Origin of the sequence: Methylobacterium sp. Leaf87 (genome assembly GCF_001422775.1) — a bacterium.
Taxonomy (GTDB): Bacteria; Pseudomonadota; Alphaproteobacteria; order Rhizobiales; family Beijerinckiaceae; genus Methylobacterium.
In genome coordinates this window covers 199,214-220,745 of sequence record NZ_LMMI01000034.1, presented here as the reverse complement: position 1 = coordinate 220,745, position 21,532 = coordinate 199,214, and the positions used below count along the sequence as shown (strand labels likewise).

23 protein-coding genes are annotated in these 21,532 nt (G+C 68.6%); 15 read left to right on the top strand and 8 right to left on the bottom strand.

Going from position 1 to position 21,532, the window contains the following annotated elements; translation table 11 throughout:
• The first annotated feature begins 4 nt into the window (after positions 1-4).
• The 6 genes from rlmH (at position 5) to ASF22_RS15825 (ending at position 5,850) form a co-directional block, all read left to right on the top strand.
• Complete coding sequence (gene rlmH / locus ASF22_RS15850) at positions 5-502, top strand: 23S rRNA (pseudouridine(1915)-N(3))-methyltransferase RlmH (RefSeq protein WP_056266067.1); 498 nt, start codon at positions 5-7, stop codon at positions 500-502.
• 74 nt (positions 503-576) lie between these two features.
• A complete protein-coding gene (locus tag ASF22_RS15845) occupies positions 577-1,899 on the top strand; it encodes a peptidoglycan DD-metalloendopeptidase family protein (protein WP_056266175.1) in 1,323 nt (440 codons plus the stop codon).
• Positions 1,899-3,218, top strand: a complete 1,320-nt coding sequence (locus ASF22_RS15840; protein ID WP_056171849.1) for a S41 family peptidase — start codon at positions 1,899-1,901, stop codon at positions 3,216-3,218. The genes ASF22_RS15845 and ASF22_RS15840 overlap by 1 nt, the downstream gene beginning before the upstream one ends.
• Positions 3,219-3,349: 131 nt before the next feature.
• On the top strand, positions 3,350-4,561 hold the full coding sequence (locus tag ASF22_RS15835; protein ID WP_056266065.1) for a divergent polysaccharide deacetylase family protein: 1,212 nt from the start codon (positions 3,350-3,352) through the stop codon (positions 4,559-4,561).
• 81 nt (positions 4,562-4,642) lie between these two features.
• Positions 4,643-5,188: an RNA pyrophosphohydrolase gene (locus tag ASF22_RS15830; protein WP_056172179.1), complete on the top strand. Its 546-nt coding sequence runs from the start codon at positions 4,643-4,645 to the stop codon at positions 5,186-5,188.
• Between the two features lie 41 nt (positions 5,189-5,229).
• On the top strand, positions 5,230-5,850 hold the full coding sequence (locus ASF22_RS15825) for a DUF2939 domain-containing protein (protein ID WP_056266062.1): 621 nt from the start codon (positions 5,230-5,232) through the stop codon (positions 5,848-5,850).
• Between the two features lie 100 nt (positions 5,851-5,950).
• Here ASF22_RS15825 and ASF22_RS15820 read toward each other — a convergent pair whose 3' ends face one another.
• From ASF22_RS15820 to ASF22_RS15810, 3 genes are all read right to left on the bottom strand, one after another.
• The gene (locus ASF22_RS15820) at positions 5,951-7,030 is read right to left on the bottom strand and encodes an ROK family protein (RefSeq protein ID WP_056266059.1); all 1,080 of its coding nucleotides are present in this window, start codon (positions 7,028-7,030) and stop codon (positions 5,951-5,953) included.
• A 160-nt stretch (positions 7,031-7,190) separates the two neighbouring features.
• Positions 7,191-7,559, bottom strand: a complete 369-nt coding sequence (locus tag ASF22_RS15815; protein ID WP_056171840.1) for a hypothetical protein — start codon at positions 7,557-7,559, stop codon at positions 7,191-7,193.
• Positions 7,560-7,581: 22 nt separating this feature from the next.
• Positions 7,582-8,025, bottom strand: coding sequence for a response regulator (locus ASF22_RS15810; RefSeq protein ID WP_056266055.1), 444 nt, complete (start codon positions 8,023-8,025; stop codon positions 7,582-7,584).
• 168 nt (positions 8,026-8,193) lie between these two features.
• On the opposite strand from ASF22_RS15810, the gene ASF22_RS15805 reads away from it, so the two are divergent.
• From ASF22_RS15805 to ASF22_RS15770, 8 genes are all read left to right on the top strand, one after another.
• Entirely contained in the window at positions 8,194-8,862 is a 669-nt protein-coding gene (locus ASF22_RS15805) for a YoaK family protein (protein ID WP_056171836.1), read from the top strand.
• Positions 8,863-8,914: 52 nt separating this feature from the next.
• Complete coding sequence (locus ASF22_RS15800; protein WP_056266054.1) at positions 8,915-9,922, top strand: hypothetical protein; 1,008 nt, start codon at positions 8,915-8,917, stop codon at positions 9,920-9,922.
• Positions 9,923-9,927: 5 nt separating this feature from the next.
• A complete protein-coding gene (locus ASF22_RS15795) occupies positions 9,928-10,191 on the top strand; it encodes a hypothetical protein (protein ID WP_056266051.1) in 264 nt (87 codons plus the stop codon).
• Between the two features lie 175 nt (positions 10,192-10,366).
• Positions 10,367-10,570, top strand: a complete 204-nt coding sequence (rpmI, locus tag ASF22_RS15790) for a 50S ribosomal protein L35 (protein ID WP_018044555.1) — start codon at positions 10,367-10,369, stop codon at positions 10,568-10,570.
• A 48-nt stretch (positions 10,571-10,618) separates the two neighbouring features.
• Positions 10,619-10,993 carry a 50S ribosomal protein L20 gene (rplT, locus tag ASF22_RS15785; RefSeq protein WP_056087037.1) on the top strand — a complete coding sequence of 125 codons (375 nt, stop codon included), beginning with the start codon at positions 10,619-10,621 and terminating at the stop codon, positions 10,991-10,993.
• A gap of 199 nt (positions 10,994-11,192) precedes the next feature.
• Entirely contained in the window at positions 11,193-12,275 is a 1,083-nt protein-coding gene (gene pheS, locus ASF22_RS15780; protein WP_056171831.1) for a phenylalanine--tRNA ligase subunit alpha, read from the top strand.
• A gap of 107 nt (positions 12,276-12,382) precedes the next feature.
• Positions 12,383-14,806, top strand: a complete 2,424-nt coding sequence (pheT, locus tag ASF22_RS15775; RefSeq protein ID WP_056266049.1) for a phenylalanine--tRNA ligase subunit beta — start codon at positions 12,383-12,385, stop codon at positions 14,804-14,806.
• A 24-nt stretch (positions 14,807-14,830) separates the two neighbouring features.
• The gene (locus ASF22_RS15770) at positions 14,831-15,670 is read left to right on the top strand and encodes a DUF1186 domain-containing protein (RefSeq protein WP_156647775.1); all 840 of its coding nucleotides are present in this window, start codon (positions 14,831-14,833) and stop codon (positions 15,668-15,670) included.
• Positions 15,671-15,674: 4 nt separating this feature from the next.
• On the opposite strand, the gene moeB is transcribed toward ASF22_RS15770, so the two are convergent.
• Positions 15,675-16,451, bottom strand: a complete 777-nt coding sequence (gene moeB, locus ASF22_RS15765) for a molybdopterin-synthase adenylyltransferase MoeB (RefSeq protein ID WP_056171827.1) — start codon at positions 16,449-16,451, stop codon at positions 15,675-15,677.
• A gap of 112 nt (positions 16,452-16,563) precedes the next feature.
• Between moeB and dapE the strand changes: the two genes are divergently transcribed.
• Positions 16,564-17,751 carry a succinyl-diaminopimelate desuccinylase gene (gene dapE, locus ASF22_RS15760; RefSeq protein WP_056266046.1) on the top strand — a complete coding sequence of 396 codons (1,188 nt, stop codon included), beginning with the start codon at positions 16,564-16,566 and terminating at the stop codon, positions 17,749-17,751.
• A gap of 9 nt (positions 17,752-17,760) precedes the next feature.
• Here dapE and ASF22_RS15755 read toward each other — a convergent pair whose 3' ends face one another.
• From ASF22_RS15755 to def, 4 genes are all read right to left on the bottom strand, one after another.
• A complete protein-coding gene (locus ASF22_RS15755) occupies positions 17,761-19,134 on the bottom strand; it encodes a hypothetical protein (RefSeq protein WP_156630078.1) in 1,374 nt (457 codons plus the stop codon).
• Positions 19,135-19,214: 80 nt separating this feature from the next.
• Positions 19,215-19,994 (bottom strand): tRNA pseudouridine(38-40) synthase TruA, encoded by a 780-nt coding sequence (gene truA, locus ASF22_RS15750; RefSeq protein ID WP_056266041.1) that lies wholly within the window; start codon positions 19,992-19,994, stop codon positions 19,215-19,217.
• The gene (fmt, locus tag ASF22_RS15745) at positions 19,994-20,926 is read right to left on the bottom strand and encodes a methionyl-tRNA formyltransferase (protein WP_056266039.1); all 933 of its coding nucleotides are present in this window, start codon (positions 20,924-20,926) and stop codon (positions 19,994-19,996) included. Before fmt ends, truA begins: the two co-directional genes overlap by 1 nt.
• A gap of 22 nt (positions 20,927-20,948) precedes the next feature.
• A complete protein-coding gene (def, locus tag ASF22_RS15740) occupies positions 20,949-21,464 on the bottom strand; it encodes a peptide deformylase (protein ID WP_056266036.1) in 516 nt (171 codons plus the stop codon).
• Positions 21,465-21,532: the final 68 nt, after the last annotated feature.

Sequence of the window (21,532 nt, the reverse complement as noted above, 5' to 3'; positions counted from 1 at the left end):
CTCCATGCGGCTCCTCATCGCGGCGGTCGGGCGCCTGAAGGCCGGTCCGGAGCGCGACCTCGCGGCACGCTACCGCGAACGGGCGGCCCAACTCGGCCGCAGTCTCGGCTTTCCAGCCTGCGATACGGTCGAGATTCCCGAGAGCCGTGCACGTCGGCCTCAGGATCGTTGTGCGGAGGAGGGCACGGCCATCCTCACGCACGCGCAGGGAGCCGCCCTCGTCGTCTACGACGAACGCGGACGCGCCGATCTCACCAGTGAAACCTTCGCCGATCGCGTGGCGGCCTGGCGCGACGCCGCGCGTCCGAGCCTCGCCATCGCCATCGGCGGAGCCGACGGACTCGATCCGGCGGTACGAGCGCGAGCCGATCTCACCCTGTCCTTCGGCGCGGCGACGTTGCCGCATGGCCTTGTGCGCGTGCTGGCCTTGGAGCAGGTGTATCGAGCGCTGACGATCCTCGCCGGCCATCCCTATCATCGCGGAAACCTCGACGAACGATGACGGCGGCCAGGCCATGGATGGCGGCACGGGGGGGAGGGCGCAGCTTATGCGTGCTCGCCCTGACCGGCCTCGCCGTGACCACGCCGGCCGCAGCGCAGGAATCTGCCAGGCAAGAGTCTGCCAGGGAAATGACTCCGAAAGACCCAAGCGCCAAGTCACCGGCTGCCGAACCGGATGCGGTTCAGAAAGCCGTCGAGGAAAAGAACCGACGTGCCGAGAACTTGAAGCGCATCGAGGAGGCACTCGCGGCCTCGACGGGGACGCGTGCGCAACTCGAGGCCGAAATCACATCCATCGGCGGCGACCGGGCCAAATTCAATACGGCCCTCCTGGATGCGACCCGTCAGGCTCAGGCGACGGAAGACCGGATGACCCGGTTGGAAGAGCGTCTCAAGACCCTTGGGGCCTCCGAGGCGGCCATCCGCCGGTCGCTGGACGGGCGGCGCGGCGTCATCGCCGAGATCCTCGCAGCTCTCCAGCGCATGGGTCGTCGGCCGCCTCCCGCGGTGCTGGTGCGTCCCGAGGACGTGCTCGCCGTTATCCGAACTTCGATGCTGCTCGGTGCCGTGGTGCCCGAACTGCGCGGCGAAGCCGAGACCTTGGCGGCCGACCTCACCGAACTCGTGCGCCTGAAAGGTCTCATCGCCGCCGATCGCGAGGGTTTGAAGAACGATCTCGCCGGATGGGCGCGGGAGCAGCAGCGCCTCAACGGCCTCATGGCTGCCCGAAAGGCGCGGCTGGCCGAGGTGGAGAGCGGCTTGGCGACCGAACGCTCACGCACCGCCGAACTCGGCCTCCAGGCCCGCACCCTCAAGGAACTCCTGGAGCGGATGGAAGGCGAGGTGGCCTCCGCACGCCGTGCGGCGGACGAGGCGCGTGCGGCCGAGACCCGGGAGGCGCGCGCCACGCAGGAGCGCTTCGCTGCCGCCGGTATCCGCGACCCGGCGCGCCTCGCCCCCAAGGTTCGGTTCGCGGACACACGTGGCGATCTGCCTCGGCCTGTGAGCGGAGCGCTGACGCGCGGCTTCAACCAAACCGACGCCAATGGTGGCACCACCCGCGGCATTTCGCTCACCACCCGACCCAAAGCCGTGGTTTCGTCACCGGCCGATGGCTGGGTCTCCTTCGCCGGCCAGTTTCGGTCGTATGGCCGACTCTTGATCATCAATGCCGGCGATGGCTACTATCTACTGCTGGCGGGGATGGATCAGATCGACGTCGAGGTCGGCCAGTTCGTCCTGGCGGGCGAGCCCGTGGCGGCCATGGGCGAGGGCGGTGCGGGTACGACCCCGGCCGGCGGCGATCCGGTGTTATACGTCGAGTTCAGAAAAGACGGCGGCTCCATCGATCCGGAGCCTTGGTGGGCCAAAAGCCCCAGCGAGAAGGTTCGCGGATAATGCGCAAGGTTTCCCTCGTTCTCCTCGGCGCGTTCATCGGCGTCGGGTCCTCCATGGTCGCGACCCAGACCCGCCTGCTGTCGGGGACCAGCGCCGTGGCGGCCTCGGCCGAGACCTATCGCCAACTGAGCCTGTTCGGCGACGTGTTCGAGAAGGTCCGCACCGACTACGTCGAGAAGCCCGACGAGGCCAAGATCATCGAGGCGGCGGTGAACGGCATGCTCACGTCGCTCGATCCGCATTCGAGCTACATGGACTCGAAGAGCTTCCGCGACATGCAGGTGCAGACCCGCGGCGAGTTCGGTGGTCTCGGTATCGAGGTCACCATGGAAGACGGTCTGATCAAGGTCGTCACCCCCATCGACGATACGCCCGCGTCGAAGGCCGGCATCCTTTCCAATGACGTGATCACCCAGATCGACGAGGATCAGGTCCAGGGACTCACCCTGAATCAGGCCGTGGACAAGATGCGTGGCCCGGTGAACTCGCCGGTCAAGCTCAAGATCAGTCGCAAGGAGTCGAAGGACCCCATCGAGGTCGTGCTCAACCGCGACGTGATCAAGATCAAGCCCGTGCGCTCGCGCGCCGAGGGCGGCGACGTCGGCTACATCCGTCTGACCCAGTTCAACGAACAGACCTTCGACGGGCTGCGGTCGGCCATCGACAAGCTCAACGGCGAGATCGGCGCCGACAAGCTCAAGGGCTACGTCCTCGATCTGCGCAACAATCCGGGCGGCCTCCTCGATCAGGCCGTGATGGTCTCCGACGCGTTCCTCGATCGCGGCGAGATCGTCTCGACCCGCGGCCGCAATCCCGACGAGACGCAGCGCTTCTCGGCGAAATCCGGTGATCTGACCAAGGGCAAGCCCATCGTCGTACTGGTCAACGGCGGCTCGGCCTCGGCCTCCGAGATCGTGGCCGGCGCCCTGCAGGATCATAAGCGCGCGACGGTGCTCGGCACCCGCTCGTTCGGCAAGGGCTCGGTGCAGTCGATCATTCCGCTCGGCGGCAGCGGCGCCCTGCGCCTGACCACGGCACGCTACTACACCCCGTCGGGTCGCTCGATCCAGGCCAAGGGCATCGAGCCGGATCAGGAGGTGCTGCAGGAGGTGCCGGACGAGCTCAAGGGCAAGGACGAGACCAAGGGCGAGGCCGGCCTGAAGGGCCACCTCAAGCAGAAGGACGTCGAGGAGCGCGGTGGATCCTCCGCCTACGTTCCGCCCGACCCGGCCAAGGACAAGCAGCTCACGGCCGCCTTCGACTACCTGCGCGGCATCCAGAAGGGTGCGTCCAACACCAAGACGACGGTTCCGAACTGACCCGGCACACGGTCGCTCTTTAGGGAAGCGTTAACCATGGCGGCCCCCAATGTCGGTTCAGAACCGATATCGGGGGCCGCTTTCGTTTCGGGAGGCGGTTGCCGTTCTCGTCCCGACCCTGAGGGAAGCGGCTGAGCGTGGCCTCCGACGACATCCTGACCTGGCCTCTCGGCGCCAAGCGAACCCCACGGGAGCGCCTTCGCAGCCTCAACGCCACATACCTGACCCCACGGATGGTGACAGGGGGCCTCGTCCTCGGCCTCGTCGGTGGCCTGAGCATCCTCGGCGCCGTCGGCGATCCGCAGGGAGGCGAGCCGGTGGCCGTCGCTACCATCGCCCTGCGCGACCCGCCGCCCGTGCCGACCGCTGCGGTCTCGGTGCCCGAGAAACCGGTCGCAGCCCAGCGCTCGGCCGATGCCGTCGAGACCGCCTCCGGTGTCACCGTGGTGCGCGCGGGCGGCGGCAATGCGCCGAGCGACGCCGTGGTGATCCGTGTTCCCGATGCGGCACCGGTCAAGCTCGCGTCCGCCCCCGACCCGCGCCTCGTCGAGCGCGGACGCCACGGCAGCGTGCCGCGCCTCGGCGAAGGGCGAATCCGCCCCCTCGACGTTTATGCCCGGCCCGATCCCGGGACCACCGGCCCACGCATCGCCATCCTGGTGTCGGGGCTCGGCATCGGGCAGGCCGCCACCGCCAGTGCCATCACCCGGCTGCCGCCGGAGGTCAGCTTCGCCTTCGCCCCCTACGGCGGCGACCTCGAACGGACCGTGGCGCGCGCCCGGGAAGCCGGCCACGAGGCGCTTCTTCAGGCACCCATGGAGCCGTTCGACTATCCCGACAGCGATCCGGGGCCACAGACCCTGCTTACGACAGCGCGTCCGCCGGAGAACCTCGACCGGCTTGCCTGGGCCATGAGCCGCTTCCAAGGCTTCGTCGGCATCGTCAACTACATGGGCGCCAAGCTGACGAGCGATGCCTCCGCCTTCGAGCCGGTGCTGCGCGAGATCGCCGCGCGCGGTCTCGGCTACGTCGACGACGGCACCTCGCCGCGTTCCATCGCCACCACCCTCGGTGCCAAGGCGAAGATTCCTGTGGCACGGGCCGAGTTCGTCCTCGACGCCCTGCCCCGGCCCGAGGCCATTGATCGGGAACTCGCGCGGGCCGAAGCGCAGGCCCGTGCCAAGGGCTTCGTCCTGGTGTCCGCCACCGCGATGCCGATGACCATTGACCGGATCGCGCGTTGGTCGAAGGACCTCGAAGCACGCGGCGTGCGGCTCGTGCCCGTGAGCGTCGCCCTGCGTGCGGCTTCGGGGAGCGCCCGCCTCAGCAGCGCCGCGCCCTGAGTGTCGGGCCGATACGATTCTTCGCATCGTGCCGCCATCGTGCGTTGCGGCGCGGGGATGGGGTGCCCTATGATCGCGCCGATGACAGCCCTCCCGAACGACGACGGCACCGGATTGCCGTACCGCCCCTGCGTCGGGATCACGTTGATCGCACGCACCGGTCTCGTATTCATCGGTCGTCGCCGCGCCGATGCCGGTCCGGAACACGTTGCCGATGGCCGTGCCTGGCAGATGCCGCAGGGCGGGATCGACCCCGGCGAGGCCCCCAAGGATGCGGCCTTGCGTGAACTCTACGAGGAAACCAACGTCGCACCCGGCTCCGTCCGGCTGCTGGCCGAAGCGCCCGACTGGCTGACCTACGATCTTCCGCCAGCGGTGATGAAGCAGGCCTGGAAGGGGCGTTATCGCGGGCAGACGCAGAGGTGGTTCGCCTTCGGTTTCCTCGGCGACGACAGCGAGATCGATGTCGCGTCACCCGGTGGGGGTGCCCACGCGTCCGAGTTCGATGCTTGGCGGTGGCAACCCATGGCTGGATTGCCGGACCTCATCGTGCCGTTCAAACGGCCCATCTACGAGGGTGTGGTCGCGGCGTTCGGTGGTTTGACCGACTGGTGCGTTCCGGCGTGAGCTCCAGCACTCTCCCGGCTCGCCGGTAAGGCTGCCCACCGATGCGCTGGTGGTCGATCCCCGTTGTACTGGCGCTGTGCTGGTTCGTGTTCACCCTGACGCCGTTCTGGGCGCTCTACGACCTCGCCCGTGCCGTGCAGGCGCATGACGTGGCCTATATCGAGCGCCACGTGAACTTCCGCACCCTGCGGCTGTCGGTGATCCGACAGGCCGCCGCCGCCGCTCAGGCCCGTGGCGAAACGGGCGGTGCGGAACCGCGCGAGCGCCAGCGCGTGACCGATGCCCTGGTGGCCCTCGCAATCCCCATCGCCGAGTCCCTGGTGACGCCCCAAACCGTGGTCGACCTCCTCGACGACGGCTGGCCCCAATCCATCGACCTCGGCCCTCCGGAGCCCCGGCAAGGAGACACACCCGCCGACCTGCGCAAGCCCGGGCTGCATGCCGAGGGCTTCCGCCGGCTCATCCCGTTCTACCTGTCCTCCGAGATGCGCGGCTTTCGCACCGTGGTCATTCCGGTCCCGCCCGACGAGACGCGGGATCGCCGATTCCGCCTGCGCCTGCGCCTGCGCGGCTGGACATGGCGCCTCGTGGACATCGAGCTACCCGAGGAATTGCGCGAGCGGATCGCGCAGAAGCTCGCCCGTACGGGGCGGAGCCGTTAAGGCGAGGGTGCCAGGGATATAGGACCGGTTACTGGCCCCGGTTTGGTTGGGCCGGATCCGAGTGTTCGCTTCGCCAGAGCCAGCTTCTCAGGCCTATCTCTCAGGCAGTCGCATCGTCGGCGTTCCGGTTGGTGAAGCGAGCGTTGCCCAGGCCGGTGCCGATGGTGAGGATGCCCCAGCGGGTCACCTCCTGTCGGTACGGCACCTCGCTCAGGCCCTGCACGACGGCATCGTTGTGCATCACCACCATGGTGGCGTGGTCGCCGATCCGCGGGATCGCCGCGACGAGGCGCTCGGCGAGGTTGAAGCGGTCGCTCTCCCAGTTGCCGGGCAGGTTCTGTCCACCGCGGTCGATGGTGCCGTCCGCTTCGATAACGCCGGGGCAGCCGATACCGATGAAGGGCGCCAACGTGAGATTGGCCCGGCCCGCTCGCCGGATCAGGTCGTTGAGCATCCCGATGAGCCGATCCACGGCGGCGTCGCGGGTCGGTGCCGGATCCTCGTCGCGGTGACGCCAGATCTCGGAGCGCCAGACCGCGCTCCGGGACAGGTCGGGCGCCTTGCGGAGGTTCGTCGCGACGACCCCGGCGCGGATGTTGGTGCCGCCGATATCGACGGCGAGCAGGCTGTCGTATCCGGCGAAGATCCAGGCCGGTGCGAGGTGGACCGACCCGATGAGGCCGGCTTCGTCGGGGTGGTGGCGGATCGGCTCCAGGGTTAGATCGAGGCCGGCGGCCCGCAGGAGCACACCGGCCCGGGCGATGGCGAGGTGCCCGACGCGGCTGTCGCTGAAGCCGCCCCCGACCACGATGCTCTCCGTGTCACGCCAGCCCTTCTGACGCAGGAAGCGGCGCACCACACGCGCGAGTTCCTGGGCGAACTCCTCGATGGCGCTGAAGATCAGGCCGGAGCTCAAGGGATCGCTGCCGTCCAGCGCCCGATCGAGCGCCTTCTTGCTGAGGTCGGCACTGGGCTTGTCGCCGAAAGGATCGGGGCCGGCCTTGCGCAGGGTTTCCCGCCACGTTTCCAGGATCTCGCGAAACGCCTTCTTCGAGACCTTGTCGCCGACGAACCCGTCGTCGGCCTTCAATTCGCTGTTGTAGTCGTCGACGATCACCGAAGGCAGTCGATGGGCGGCATGTGCGATGCCCGCCTCGCGGGTGAGGATGTCCGTCGCCATGCCGATACGCTGCCCCTGGATACGCGGTCGCCCCCTCAACGCGGCATCCGCTTTAGTGGATGGCGATACGCGCGAGCGGGCGCCGCGGTCCTAACGCGGCGCCCGGGGCATGGGAAGCCGACCGCACCCCCAGGGGTGGGCCGGCCTCGATATCGGGTCGTCAGTTCGCCTTCGGCGCGGCCGGCGCGGCCTCGGCCGGGGGGGCCTTCGGCTCGCGGGTTTCCAGAACCTCCTCGGCCTTCTCCTCGTCGGTGTCGCCGCCGCGCTCGATTGCCTTTGCGGGATTGGCCGCGAGCGCCTTGACGATCGCGACGAGGCGTTCGCACTCGGGACCGTACTGGTAGGTCTCGAGCACGATGGCGGCGTCGCGCAGGGTACGAAGATCGCGCACGGTCTGCTTGTTGGCCGCCTCGCGCAGCTGGCTCTTCGCCGCGATGGCCTCTTCGAGCTTGGCTGCCTTCACGTCGCAGGCGGAAGCGACGCCCGTGGAGGCGATCACGAAGGCGAGGGTGGTGAGGATGGTGCGCATCGGTGGGTCCGGGGGCTGGCGCTCAGGCGTGGTGGGCGGGTGAGCGCAGGATGTCGTTGGCCAGGGCCACGAGGGCGCTGAGGCGATAGGGCTTCGGTACGAACACCGAGTCCGTCACGGCGTCGCCGTGGGCAAGATGGCCGCGTCCGCCCGAGGTGTAGACGACGGGCAGGTCGGGGCGAACCTGGCGCGCACGCTGAGCCAGGGCGAGACCGTTCGTGTTGCGGGCCAGATCGATATCGGTGAAGAGCAGATCGACCCGCTCACGGGCCAGGATGCCCTCCGCTTCATCCGCATCGGACGCGGTGAGAACGCGATAGCCTTCCTCCAGAAGCGCCTCGGCGGCAAGCTCGCAGACCATGATCTCGTCCTCGACGATGAGCACGGTCTCGGCGATCCCGCAGGAGCCGAAGACGGACGGGGTGAAGCTGGGCAGGGCGAGGGCGGCGCAGGCGAATGGGATCATGACGCAACTCCTACTCACCCGGCGGGGGACGCATGGTCCCGTACCGGATCACCCAACCAACGGACCGCAGCGGCGCGATGTTCGAGTGCGTTCACTCCAATTGCGCGGACTTGGTGAGCAAAGCTTTAACCCTGCCGGCCCGGTGGTGAACGCGAAGGGGCGGCGCCCGTGACCCGGCCCTGGCATCTCGGCTTCGGCCTCATTCTCACGGCGCTGGCCGGCTACGTCGACGCCCTCGGCTTCATTCGGCTCGGTGGCCTCTACACCTCGTTCATGAGCGGCAACACGACCCAGTTCGCCGTCGCCCTCGGACATGGCCAGCCCCACCTCGCCTGGCTGCCGGCCCTGCTCATCCTCGCTTTTCTCCTCGGTGGAATCTGCGGCGGCGCCCTCTCGGCCCTGACGCCCGCACGCTGGAGCACGCCCGTGATCCTCGGCTTCGAGGCCGCAATCGTCGCAGCTGCCTTCGAGGCTGCCGTCGCCGCCCCGGATTCGGGCCTCGCCTCCCTGATGCTGGCGCTTGCCATGGGGGCGCAGAACGCGGTCCTGTCCCACGTCCAGGGCTTTCGCGCCGGGACCACTTTCGTCACCGGCGCGCTGTTCAGCTTCGGCCAGAAGCTCGCTTTGGCGCTCGCCCGGCGCGGCGCCCGTTACGCCTGGGTCGGCGATGGGGTGGTCTGGCTCGCGCTTCTCGTCGGATCCCTCGCCGGAACGGTCGCCTACGGCCGTTTGGCGTTGTATGCCCTCGCCATCCCTGCCGGCATCGCCGGCATCCTGGCCGTCGTCGCCACGATCCTGACGGCGCGGCGTGCGGTCTCCGGCGCACCCGCCCTGTGAGGCTCGGGCTCCGCGCGCCTATCGCAACCGAGTGACGAGAGATCCCCGCCGGATGGCCGAGACTGCACCTTCCCTCCTCGACCACGTCACGCCCATCGCGGCCGGGGCCCACGTCACCGCCGCTGTGTGGTTGAAGGACACCCTGGCCCTGGCGCTGGGCGACGGCGCCGTGCTGCTGGCCGGCCGCGGCGAGGTCCGCCGGATCGAATCGCACCCGGACGGCGCCATCCTGGTCGCCGCCGGTGACGGACGCCGGATCGTGACCGGGGGCGATGACGGCCGCGTGGTGGCGACATCGCCCGAGGGCGATGTCGTCGAGGTGGCCGTCGCCAAGGGCGGGGCCTGGATCGACGCCCTGGCGCTCCATCCCGACGGCGCCATCGCGTACGCCGCCGGACGAAACGTTGTGGCCCGCGACGCCAAGGGCCGCGAGAAGGTGTTCGCCGCCCCATCCACCGCGCGCGGCCTCGCCTTCGCGCCGAAGGGCTACCGCCTGGCCGTCTCGCACTACAACGGCGCCACCCTGTGGTACCCGAACCTCGAGACCGCGCCCGACTTCGTCGAGTGGAAGGGCTCGCACATCGACGTGACCTGGTCGCCGGACGGCCGCTTCGTCGTCACCACCATGCAGGAGAACGCCCTGCACGGCTGGCGTCTCCAGCCCGACCGCGGCCACATGCGGATGTCGGGCTATCCCGGCAAGGTCCGCTCCGTGGCCTGGTCGGGCGATGGCGACTGGCTCGCCACCGGGGGCGCGGAAGCCGCCATCATCTGGCCGTTCGACTCGAAGGAAGGCCCCACCGGCAAGGCCCCGCGCGAGTGCGGCGTGCGCCCGGCGCGGGTCTCGCGGGTGGCGTTCCATCCCAAAGCCCTGGTGCTCGCCATCGGGTACGAGGACGGCTGCATCCTGCTCGTGCGTTTCGCCGACGGGTCCGAACTGTTGGTGCGCCCGGCCGTGAAGGGCAGTGGCGTCACGGCCCTCGCCTGGGACGCGCGCGGCGCCCGCCTGGGCTTCGGCTGCAGCGACGGGGCCGCCGGCCTCCTCACCCTTCCGGGCTGACGTCCATGGCGCTGTTCGGGCGGAAACAGCCACAGGCCGATGCGGCGGTGCGCGCGGCGATCCTCGCCTGGGCACGACAGGCCGCGGGCTTCGACGCGGCGGGAATCGTCAAGGTGAACGAGATCGTTTGCGCCGATCCGGCCTGCCCCGGCATGGAAACGATCCTCCTGCTCATGCCGCCGGGGCAGCCGACCCGTGCGGTGAAGATCACCAAGCCCATGGCGGCGGTAACGGAAACCGATGTGGTCCTGGCCCTCGCGCGGGATTGACGATCCCGCGCAGGATTGAAACCGCGTCGCTTTTCTGTCATACGCCGCCTCGCGTTGAACCGCCCGGCCGATCGGGCTGCCGTGGCGGTTCGTGCTGCTCCATCAGAAGCATCAACCGAGCGCATCCCTTCGATCCCAACCCGGATCGGGGTGCATGCGCGTTCAGGAGAGCCAAATGCCCAAGCTGAAAACCAAGTCGGGCGCGAAGAAGCGCTTCAAGATCACCGGCACCGGCAAGGTCATGTACGCCCAGGCCGGTAAGCGCCACGGGATGATCAAGCGGACGACGAAGCAGATCCGCAACCTGCGCGGCACCACCACCCTGTTCGAGGGCGATGCCGCCAACGTGAAGAAGTATTTTTTGCCGAACAGCCGGTAAGCCTTCTTTCACCCGCCGAACTGCTTTTTCTGATCCAGGAGACTCCATATGGCCCGCGTCAAGCGCGGCGTGACCAGTCACGCGAAGCACAAGAAAGTCCTCAAGGCCGCCCGTGGTTATTACGGTCGCCGCAAGAATACGATCCGGATCGCCAAGCAGGCGGTCGAGAAGGGCATGCAGTATGCCTACCGCGATCGTAAGAACAAGAAGCGCACGTTCCGCGCCCTCTGGATCCAGCGTCTCAACGCCGCCGTCCGTGAGCATGGCCTGACCTATTCGCGCTTCATCAACGCGCTGTCCAAGTCCGGCATCGAGGTGGACCGCAAGGCCCTGTCCGAGCTCGCCATCCATGAGCCGGCCACTTTCGCCGCCGTGGTCGAGAAGGCCAAGGCCTCCCTGCAGGACGTCGCCAAGGCGGCTTGAACCTTCTTCGTTCGGCCTTCGCGTCGGACTCTGTGGAAAAGGCGCGGCCCCGCACGGGCGCCGCGCCTTTTCGTTTTTACTGGGCGCGCCGGGTTTTCCAGGGCGCGATGGCTTGCCAAGGCGGCCTCGACCCGCAAAACCCTCGCGCCATGATCGCCCGACCATCCTGTGGTCGAGCCGCAGCCGGTGAGTTGAACCGATGACCGATCTCGACACCCTCGAAGGTGACCTCCTCGCAGAAGTCGCCGCCGCGTCCGATGAGGCCGCCCTCGACGCCGTACGCGTGGCGGCGCTGGGGAAGAAGGGCTCGGTCTCCGAACTGCTCAAGACTCTGGGCGCCATGACGCCCGACGAGCGCAAGGCGCGCGGGCCCCTCATCAACGGGTTGCGCGATCGCGTGCAGGGCGCGTTGGGCGCTCGTCGCGAAGCCCTCGGCGAAGCGGCGCTCACCGCACGCCTCGCCGCCGAGCGCATCGACGTGACCCTGCCCGTGCGCGAGGCGCCGGAGGCGCGCGGCCGCATTCATCCCATCAGCCAAGTCATGGACGAGATCGCGGCGATCTTCGCGGATATGGGGTTCTCCGTCGCCGAAGGGCCCGACATCGAGACCGACGACTACAACTTCACGGCTCTCAACTTCCCGCCCGGCCACCCGGCGCGCGAGATGCACGACACCTTCTTCCTTGCGCCCGACCGCAACGGCCAGCGCAAGGTGCTGCGCACCCACACCTCGCCGGTGCAGATCCGCACCATGCGGTCGAAAGCGCCGCCGATCCGGGTGATCTGCCCGGGACGGACCTACCGTCACGATTCCGACCAGACCCACACGCCGATGTTCCATCAGGTCGAGGGTCTCGTCATCGACAAGGCGGCCAACATCGCCAACCTCAAATGGGTTCTGGAGGAGTTCTGCCGGACCTTCTTCGAGGTCGACGCCGTGAAGATGCGCTTCCGTCCGTCGTTCTTTCCCTTCACCGAGCCCTCGGCCGAGGTCGACATCCAGTGCTCGCGCAAAGGCGGCGAGATCCGCTTCGGCGAGGGCACCGACTGGCTCGAGATCCTCGGCTGCGGGATGGTCCATCCCAACGTCCTGCGCAATTGCGGCCTCGACCCCGACAGCGTCCAGGGCTTCGCCTTCGGCATGGGCATCGATCGTATCGCCATGCTCAAGTACGGCATGCCGGACCTGCGCCCATTCTTCGAGGCGGACGTCCGTTGGCTCGATCATTACGGTTTCCGGCCGCTGGATATCCCGAGCCTGGTCGCCGGGCTGACCGGCTGATGTGATGTCGCGAAGGTCCGGGCGCTGCCCGGATCGTCCTTCTCAACCCTGATGGGTGCCGGATCGCCAGTCGCTGGCCGATCGGAGAGCGCCGACGGACGCAAGTCATGAAATTCACCCTCTCCTGGCTCAAGGATCACCTCGACGCCGAGGCCTCCCTCGACACGATCTCCGAGACGCTCACGCGCATCGGGCTCGAGGTCGAAGGCATCGAGGACAAGGCCGCGAGCCTGAAACCCTACGTGATCGCCCACGTGCTCACGGCCGAGCAGCACCCCAACGCCGACCGCCTGCGCGTCTGTTCCGTGGATGCGGGCGACGGGGAGCCGGTACAGGTGGTCTGCGGTGCGCCGAATGCGCGCGCCGGCATGAAGACCGTGTTCGCCCCCCCCGGCACCTACGTGCCCGGCAAGGCCATCACCCTGTCGGTGGGCACCATCCGCGGCGTCGAGAGCCGGGGCATGCTGTGCTCGGGCGCCGAACTCGGCCTCGGCGACGACCACGACGGCATCCTCGATCTGCCGGAGGACGCGCCCACGGGGCAGACCTACGCGGTCTATGCCGGCCTCGACGATCCGATCATCGAGATCAACCTGACGCCGAACCGCGCCGACTGCACCTCGATCCACGGCATCGCCCGCGATCTCGCCGCCACCGGCCTCGGTGGCCTCAAGCACACGCCCCAGCCGCCCGTACGGGGGGAGGGGGCCTGCCCGGTTCCCGTCACCCTCGACTTCGAGCCGGCCGACCGCGGCCTGTGCCCCTACTTCACCCTGCGCCGCGTGAGCGGCATCACGAATGGCCCCTCGCCGGATTGGATGCAGGCCCGCCTGCGCGCCATCGGCCTGCGCCCGATCAACGCCCTCGTCGACATCACCAACTATCTCACGTTCGACCGGGGCCGGCCGCTGCACGTCTTCGACGCCGCCAAGGTGGCGGGCGGCCTCACCGTGCGCCGCGCCCGCGATGGCGAGGCCCTGAAGGCGCTCGACGGCAAGACCTACGCGCTGACGGACGACACGGTGGTCATCGCCGACGACAACGGTGTCGAATCCATCGGCGGCATCATCGGCGGGGAGGCGTCCGGTTGCGACGCCGGCACCACCGATGTCCTCATCGAATCCGCCCTCTGGGACCCGGTGAACATCGCCCAGAGCGGCCGGCGCCTCGGAATCATCACCGATGCGCGCTACCGCTTCGAGCGCGGCGTCGACCCGGCCTTCACCCTGCCGGGCCTCGATCTCGCCACCCGCCTCGTCCTCGAGATCTGCGGCGGCACCCCGAGCCAGCCCGTGATCGTCGGCGAGCCGCCCGAGACCGAGCGGGTCATCGATTTCCCCTGGACCGAGACCCGGCGCCTGGCCGGCCTCGAACTGTCGCGCGCCGAGATGAAGGTGACCCTGGAAGCCTTGGGCTTCCACGTCGCCGGCAGCGGCGACCGGGTGAAGGTGCTCACCCCGTCCTGGCGCGCCGACGTCGAGGGCAAGGCCGATCTCGTCGAGGAGATCATCCGCATCGCCGGTCTCGATCGCATCGAGCCGAAACCTCTTGCGCGCATCGAGGCCCAGGTCGGTAAGGCCGTGCTCACGGTGATCCAGAAGCGCACGCGGCTCGCCAAGCGCGCACTCGCCGCGCGCGGCCTCGTTGAGGCCGTGACGTGGTCGTTCATTCCCCATGACGACGCCGTGCTGTTCGGGGGCGGCCGGGCGGATCTGGTGCTGGCCAACCCCATTGCGGCTGACCTCTCCGATATGCGCCCGAGCCTCGTGCCCGGCCTGCTGCGCGCCACCCAGCGCAATGCCGACCGGGGTCTCTCCGACGTCGCCCTGTTCGAGGTCGGTCAGTGCTTCAAGAACGATCAGCCGGAAGGTCAGACCGCACGCGCTACAGCGATCCGCCGTGCCACCGCCGGCCATCTCGGCGGTGGCCGCCACTGGGACGGCGCCGCTGCCCCCGTGGATGCGTTCGACGCCAAGGCCGATGCCCTGGCGCTGCTCGCCGCCTTCGGCATTCCCACGGGTGGCCTGCAGGTGGTCGCCGGCGGGCCGAACTGGCTGCATCCCGGCCGCTCGGGTACCCTCCAGTTCGGGCCGAAGAACCCCGTGGGGTATTTCGGTGAGATCCACCCGCGCGTGATGAAGGCGCTGGACCTCAAGGGCCAGATCGTCGCCTTCGAAATCACCCTCGATGGCGTGCCGTTGCCGAAGTATCGCCCGACCAAGGTGAAGCCGGCCCTGGCCCTCTCCGACTTCCAGCCGGTCTCGCGCGACTTCGCCTTTGTGGTGCCCCGCGACGTGGCGGCGGGCGACGTGGTGAAGGCGGCGCAAGGGGCCGAGCGCAAGCTCATCGCCGGCATCGACGTGTTCGACATCTACGAGGGCGTCGGCGTTCCCGAGGGGGCGAAGTCGGTGGCCATCGCCGTTCGGCTCCAGCCCGTCGAACGCACCCTGACCGACGCGGAGATCGAGGCGGTGACGGCCAAGATCATCGCCGAGGTCGGCCGCAAGACCGGCGCGACCCTGCGCGCCTGAACCCCGGAAGAACGGAGCCTCGCCATGATCGACCGTGCCCTCGTCGATGCCCTCTCGGCGGCCGAGTACCTGCCGGCCGCCGAACTTCGGCGCGCGGTCGAAACACCGGAGGCCATCGCCGACGAGGTGCTGCGCGTGCTGGCCGGGCCTGCGGACGGTGCCGAGGTGTCGGAGGCCGACGCCAACCTGCTGTTCTACGGTCTCCACGTCCTCGCGGCCGCCCGCAACACCCGTGTGTTCGCCCCCCTGGTGCGTCTGCTGCATCAGGACGGGGATACCCTCGACGCCCTGCTGGGCGACGCGGTGACGACGACGCTGGCCCGTATCCTCGTCAGCGTCTTCGACGGGGAGGTGGCGCCGCTGCACCGCCTCATCCTCGACAGCACCCTCGACGATTTCGTCCGTAACGAGGCCCTCGCGGCCCTGACCTTCTTGACCCAGACCGGCCGCGTCGACCGTCAGGCGACCCACGACCTCCTCGTGCGCTTCGACGACAAGCGCGTCGCCGTCGAGGGTGATATCGGCTGGGTCGGTTGGGAGGAGACCATCGCGCTGCTGGGGTTTCGCGACCTGGCGCCCCGCTCGGCAGCCGCGCGCAAGGATGGCCGTCTCACCGATGAATTCAGCGACGCGCCGTGGTTCCGCACCACCTTGCGCCAAGCCGAGGCCAAGCCGGACGACCTCGCCCGCTTCGATCCGCGCCGCTACGGCACCATCGACGATCCCGTCGCGGACCTCGCCTGGACGGCCGAGGATGCCGGCCAGCCCGTGCGCAATCCGTTCAAGGATGTCGGGCGCAACGATCCGTGCCCGTGCGGCAGCGGCAAGAAGTTCAAGAAGTGCTGCCTCGACAAGGCCGCCTGACGGCTCACCGCGCCGCGCCGCTGAGCGGGTTCGCGTCGTCCCAGGCATAACCCAGGGTTTCGAACCGCATCGAGCGGGCATCGACCATGAGCAGGCGTCCGACCAGGGGCTCGCCGAAATCCGTCACAGCGCGAATGACCTCCAAGGCCATGAGCGAGCCCATGATGCCGGCGAGCGCCCCGAGCACCCCTGCCTCGGCGCAGGCCGGCACGGAGCCGGGTGGCGGGGGGCTCGGGAAAAGGCAGCGATAGGTCGGATTCGGCCGCCCGTCCGACCCGGTCTCGTGGGCCCGGATGGTGGTCAGCGACCCGTCGAACTGCCCGAGCGCCGCCGTCACCAGGGGGCGCTTGCCGTGGAAACACGCATCCGAGACGGCGTAGCGCGTCGCGAAATTGTCCGAGCCGTCGGCGACGAGATCGTAGTCCGCGACAAGTTCCACCGCGTTCTCCGCCGTCAGCCGGAAGGGGTGGGCCTCGATGGCGACGTGCGGGTTGAGGCGACCCACGGCGTCCGTGGCGCTCTCGACCTTCGGCCGGCCGATATCGGGCGTGCCGTGGATCACCTGCCGCTGCAGGTTCGACAGGGAGACGATGTCGTCGTCGACGATCCCGATGGTGCCGATGCCGGCGGCCGCGAGGTACTGGATCAGGGGCGCGCCGAGGCCGCCGGCCCCCACCACGAGGATGCGCGCCGCCTTGAGGCGGGCCTGTCCCGGGCCGCCGACCTCGCGCAGGACGAGGTGACGGGCGTAGCGTTCGACTTCATCGGATGACAGGGCCATGACCGGGAGATAACGCCCGCGAGGGCGCATCGGAAGCCCCGCGATTTGCGCGGGCACCGGCGGGCGCCTATGGCCGTGGCGATAGTCGCCGAGACCCCGCGAGATTCTGGCCGTGTCTGATTCCCTCGACCGTTCGCCGCTCACATTGGCCCAGGCCCTGATCCGCTGCCCCTCGGTGACGCCGGAGGAGGGCGGCGCCCTCGCCTGGCTCGGCGAAGTTCTGGAATCGGCCGGCTTCACGGTCCACCGGCCGCGCTTCTCCGAACCCGGCACGCCCGATATCGACAATCTCTACGCCCGCATCGGCACCGGCGCACCCTATCTGCTGTTTGCCGGCCACACCGACGTGGTGCCGACGGGCGATGTCGCCGCCTGGCGCCACGGGCCGTTCGCCGGAACGGTGGCCGACGGCCTCCTCTACGGGCGCGGCGCCGTCGACATGAAGGGCGGCATCGCCTGCATGCTCGCCGCCGCCCTCGATTATCTCGACGCGGTCGGGCCGGGCTTCTCGGGCTCCCTCGGTTTCCTCATCACCGGCGACGAGGAGGGCCCGGCCGTCAACGGCACGGTGAAGCTGCTCGAATGGGCGCGGGCGCGCGGCGAGCGCTTCGATCACTGCCTGCTCGGCGAGCCGACGAACCCCGAACGTCTCGGCGACATGATCAAGATCGGACGGCGTGGCTCCCTCACCGGCAAGCTCACGGTCCATGGCCGCCAAGGCCACGTCGCCTATCCGCACCGGGCCGAGAATCCCATCCCCGGCATGCTGCGCCTCGCGGATGCGCTCCTGGCCGAGCCCCTCGACGGCGGCACCCGGCATTTCGATGCGTCGAACCTCGAATTCACCACCCTCGATGTCGGCAATCCGGCAACGAACGTGATCCCGGCGGAGGCGCGGGCGACCTTCAACATCCGCTTCAACGAGGGCTGGACCGCCGAGACCCTCGGCGCCGAAATCCGTGCACGCCTGGAGCGGGCGGCCCGGAACAGCGTACGCTACAGTCTCGACCTGCAGCCCTCGAATTCCCCCGCCTTCCTCACGGAGCCCGACGCCTTCACCAGCCTCGTCTCCGCCGCCATCGAGACGGAGACCGGTCAAGTGCCGAAGCTCTCGACCACGGGCGGCACCTCGGATGCCCGTTTCATCAAGGATGCCTGCCCAGTCATCGAGTTCGGCCTCGTCGGCGAGACCATGCATCAGACCGACGAGTGCGTGGCGGTGGCCGACCTGAACCGGCTCACCGCGATCTATACGCGGGTGCTCGCGGCGTATTTCGCCGCCGCGGCGCCGTCGGCTTGACCGTTCGCGTCAGGCGGCTCGGCGCTTGAGACTTCGGCAGAGCCAGCCGTGTCCGGACCGGTAGCGGCACCGATAGTTGACGCGGCTCGACCGAAACCGCCGGCTGCTCGCGCCCAGGCGATCACCCACGGCGATGTAGATCTGCCGCAGGCGCTGGACGTGGGGATCGTCGAGGCGCAATTCGATGCTGGCCCGGACCATGGCCACCGCAGCCGGCCGATCGGCAATCTCCCTCGGGACCAGTCCCTCGCCCAGGATGACCCGTCCGACTTCGAGGAGAAGGGCTTCGCTCGCACCCTCGCCCGAAGCGGCGAGGCGCTCGAGGTCGAACAGGGTCCGAACGCCCAGGGGCCATAACCGGATCACGCGATCGCGCCCGACCGAGCAACAGAGTTGCGCCTGGGCGACCCAGTCCATGATCTGATAGACCCCATAGGGTGTCTCCACGAACAGCATCAACGGGTTGGCCGCGGCGAGGTTCTGCGTGGAGTGGATATGATAATCCTCGAGCCGGATGCGGATATCGCTGTCGATGCCGTCGATGATCTCCACGGGCGTGATCTTGAACGCCTCGAACACCTCCTCCTCCCGCTTGAAGTTCCGTAATTTGTCGCGCTGGATGATGCTCCGCAGGACGACCTCCGGCATCACGCCCGCGATGAAGCTGGCGGCGACCACCAGCGCGATGACGGATGGCGCGGTCAGGGTCGCCTCGTTCGTCACCAGTGCTTGAACCGCCTCAGTGCCGATCCAGAAGAGGCCGACGACGAGTACCGGGGCGAGCACCGCGCTCAAAAGCATCCGGATCGTCTCACCGACGAGGGTTCCGGGGCTGAGATCGAAGTTCTTGATCGCTCGGTAGAGATTGCGAAGGGCGGTGATGTAGCTGCCGGCGAACGCTGCGCACAGGCCAAGCAGCCACACCATCCCGATGCCGTCGAGCGTAGGGTAAGTCACCCCCGGCCAGCGGAACGCCGCCGCATCGCTTCCCGCAGGCGCCAAAAGCGAAACGAGGAGCGACAGAGCGTAGAACATCGCCAGCCCCGACAGGACGCTGAACGGGATGCTGCCGATAAGCCAGGAGAGCGTTGCGTAGTCTTCCTTCCGACGTGGGAAGTCTTGGACTGCCGTGCCAGGCTGCATCGGAGTGACGACGGGCACTGAGCGGCGCTTGGCGCCGACGAAATACTTGTACTTCACAAATTCGAAGGATGGGATCAGGGAGGGGCTCGACCGGTCGGCGATCTCGAAAACCAGGGCGAGATCCTTGATGGTCTCCTGCCGCTGGCGTTTGATGGCCTCTCGGATCGCAATGAAGATCAGGGGTGAAAGGACCGCGAAGGCGGAGGCAACGACGATGATGACCCGCAGGGGTGTTTCCATGGCGATAATCCCGAGCTCCTCACGATGATCGGAGAGGTTGCGCATTTGGACGCAGAGCCGGGTATAAATTCAACCTCAGATTAAAATTTACTGTGAATCAGCGGTTCATTTAGGTAATCCACCCCCACCAGCGTCAGGCCACACGACGGGGCTAGAGGGCCGCAACGACTGCGGTCCCGGCTCGCCAGGATCCCTGCGACATCGTCGGCCGTGATCTTGCCGGAGCCTGCGAGCACCAGGGTGCCGACGAGCCCCCGGACCTGGTGGTGCAGGAACGAGCGCGCCGACGCCGCCACCACGATCTCGTCGAAGTGACCCATGCTCACTATCGCGACGTCGAGCTGTTCCAGGGTGCGGATCGGGCTCTTGGCCTGGCATTCGGCGGCCCGGAAGGCCGTGAAGTCGTGGCAACCCAGGAGCGGGCGCGCGGCGGCCTGCATCAGCGGGACATCGAGGGGCCACGGCACCTGCCAGACCTGTCCGCGCGTCAGGGCCGCCGGGCTGCGGCGGTTGAGGATGCGGTAGCGATAGTGCCGGCGGAACGCAGAATGGCGGGCGTTGAAGTCCGGGGCAACGCGCTCGGCACTCAGGATCGAGACCGGATGCGGGCGCAGATGCGCGTTCAGGGCGTCGCGCACCACATCCGTGCGCCAAGCCTTGGTGAGGTCGAGATGCGCTACCTGATGCGTGGCGTGAACCCCCGTATCGGTGCGGCCGGCGCAGGTGAGGCCGGCGGTCTCGCCGGAAAAGCGTTTCACCGCCACCTCGATGGCGCCTTGCACGGAGGGCTGCGCCGTCTGGCGCTGCCAGCCGCAGAACGGCGTGCCGTCGTACTCGATGACGAGCTTGTAGCGCGGCATCAGGCGCCGAGGGACGAGCCGGGCACCAAGCGGGCGCCCCGCATGAACTCCGGCCCGGTCGCGACGCCGCCCTTGCCGGCGCGGCGCAGGGCCGTGAGGCGGACGGCGCCCGTACCGCAGGCAAGGGTGCAGGCTTCGTCGAGGATCGTGCCGGGGTCGCCCTTGGCCTCCGTCGCGAGGGCGCCCAGCACCTTCACCCGCTCCGGACCCTTGCCGAGATCGGCCTCGAAGAAGGCGCCTGGGAAGGGGGCCAGTCCGTTGACGTGATTGGCGACCTCAGGGGCCGGGCGGGTCCAGTCGATGCGCGCCTCGTCGTTGGTGATCTTGTGGGCGTAGACGACGCCCTCAGTCGCCTGCAGTGTGAACGTGAGGGCGCCGTGCTCCAGTTCGGCGAGGGCGCGGGCCATCAGGTCGGCGCCGAGCGGCATGAGCGCGTCGTGCAGGGCACCGGCGCTCATGCCGTGCGTGATCGGCAGGCGCGCCTCCAGGCCGACCGGGCCGGTGTCGAGGCCGGCTTCCATCCGCATCACGCCGACGCCGCTCATCGCGTCGCCCGCCATCACGGCGCGCTGGATCGGAGCGGCGCCGCGCCAGCGCGGCAGCAGGGAGCCGTGGAGATTGAGGCAGCCGTGGCGCGGCAGGTCGAGGATCGCCTGGGGCAGCAGCATCCCGTAGGCCACCACCACGGCGACATCGGCCGCGTGCGCCCGAAAGGTCTCGACGGCTTCCGCATTCTTCAGGGTCGTGGGCGTCAGCACGGGCACGCCGAGGGCTTCGGCCATCACGTGGACCGGGGATGCCTTCAGGGCCATGCCGCGCCCGGCTTTGGCCGGCGCGCGCGTGTAGACGGCGACGAGGGTGTGGCCGTCAGCATGAAGGCGTGCCAGCGTCGGCACGGCGAAATCCGGCGTGCCCATGAACACGACGCGCATCGGGCTTTTTCCTAACGTGGGATCACGCGGCGTCGCGCTTGGCCGCCTTGGCGAACTTCTTCACCACCCGGTCGCGCTTCAGCTTCGACAGGTGGTCGATGAACAGCATGCCGTCGAGGTGGTCGATCTCGTGCTGGATGCAGGTGGCGAGCAAGCCGTCGGTCTCGATCTCCTGCGTCGCGCCATCGAGGCCGCGGAACCGCACGCGGACCCGGTCTGGCCGTTCGACCTCGCCATAATAATCCGGGATCGAGAGGCAGCCCTCGTCGTAGACCCGCTTCTCCTCCGAGCCCCAGACGATCTCGGGATCGAGAAAGACCTGCGGCCGGCGGTCGTCCTCGTCCTTCGACGTGTCGATGGTGACGACGCGCTTCGCCACCCCGATCTGGATCGCCGCGAGGCCGACGCCCGGAGCGTCGTACATCGTCTCCAGCATATCGGCGACCAGGGTGCGGATCTCGTCCGTCACGGGGCCGACGGGCTCGGAGACCTTGCGCAGGATCGGGTCGGGCAGGATGACGAGCGGACGGATGGTCATGGCGTGATGGGGTTCGGCTGTGGGGATCGCGGCGCCGCGATCCCCAGCAGATAAGGTCGTGCCGATGA

Excerpts from the sequence above, each read along its gene's own strand:
- ASF22_RS15755 (WP_156630078.1), bottom strand. The coding sequence starts at position 19,134 with ATGGAAACACCCCTGCGGGTCATCATCGTCGTTGCCTCCGCCTTCGCG.
- ASF22_RS15820 (WP_056266059.1), bottom strand. The coding sequence starts at position 7,030 with ATGGCGACGGACATCCTCACCCGCGAGGCGGGCATCGCACATGCCGCC.
- rplT (WP_056087037.1), top strand. The coding sequence starts at position 10,619 with ATGGCCCGCGTCAAGCGCGGCGTGACCAGTCACGCGAAGCACAAGAAA.
- moeB (WP_056171827.1), bottom strand. The coding sequence starts at position 16,451 with ATGGCCCTGTCATCCGATGAAGTCGAACGCTACGCCCGTCACCTCGTC.
- pheS (WP_056171831.1), top strand. The coding sequence starts at position 11,193 with ATGACCGATCTCGACACCCTCGAAGGTGACCTCCTCGCAGAAGTCGCC.
- truA (WP_056266041.1), bottom strand. The coding sequence starts at position 19,994 with ATGCCGCGCTACAAGCTCGTCATCGAGTACGACGGCACGCCGTTCTGC.
- rlmH (WP_056266067.1), top strand. The coding sequence starts at position 5 with ATGCGGCTCCTCATCGCGGCGGTCGGGCGCCTGAAGGCCGGTCCGGAG.
- ASF22_RS15810 (WP_056266055.1), bottom strand. The coding sequence starts at position 8,025 with ATGATCCCATTCGCCTGCGCCGCCCTCGCCCTGCCCAGCTTCACCCCG.
- ASF22_RS15795 (WP_056266051.1), top strand. The coding sequence starts at position 9,928 with ATGGCGCTGTTCGGGCGGAAACAGCCACAGGCCGATGCGGCGGTGCGC.
- ASF22_RS15800 (WP_056266054.1), top strand. The coding sequence starts at position 8,915 with ATGGCCGAGACTGCACCTTCCCTCCTCGACCACGTCACGCCCATCGCG.
- ASF22_RS15830 (WP_056172179.1), top strand. The coding sequence starts at position 4,643 with ATGACAGCCCTCCCGAACGACGACGGCACCGGATTGCCGTACCGCCCC.
- ASF22_RS15840 (WP_056171849.1), top strand. The coding sequence starts at position 1,899 with ATGCGCAAGGTTTCCCTCGTTCTCCTCGGCGCGTTCATCGGCGTCGGG.
- ASF22_RS15770 (WP_156647775.1), top strand. The coding sequence starts at position 14,831 with ATGATCGACCGTGCCCTCGTCGATGCCCTCTCGGCGGCCGAGTACCTG.
- rpmI (WP_018044555.1), top strand. The coding sequence starts at position 10,367 with ATGCCCAAGCTGAAAACCAAGTCGGGCGCGAAGAAGCGCTTCAAGATC.
- pheT (WP_056266049.1), top strand. The coding sequence starts at position 12,383 with ATGAAATTCACCCTCTCCTGGCTCAAGGATCACCTCGACGCCGAGGCC.
- ASF22_RS15815 (WP_056171840.1), bottom strand. The coding sequence starts at position 7,559 with ATGCGCACCATCCTCACCACCCTCGCCTTCGTGATCGCCTCCACGGGC.
- def (WP_056266036.1), bottom strand. The coding sequence starts at position 21,464 with ATGACCATCCGTCCGCTCGTCATCCTGCCCGACCCGATCCTGCGCAAG.
- ASF22_RS15825 (WP_056266062.1), top strand. The coding sequence starts at position 5,230 with ATGCGCTGGTGGTCGATCCCCGTTGTACTGGCGCTGTGCTGGTTCGTG.
- fmt (WP_056266039.1), bottom strand. The coding sequence starts at position 20,926 with ATGCGCGTCGTGTTCATGGGCACGCCGGATTTCGCCGTGCCGACGCTG.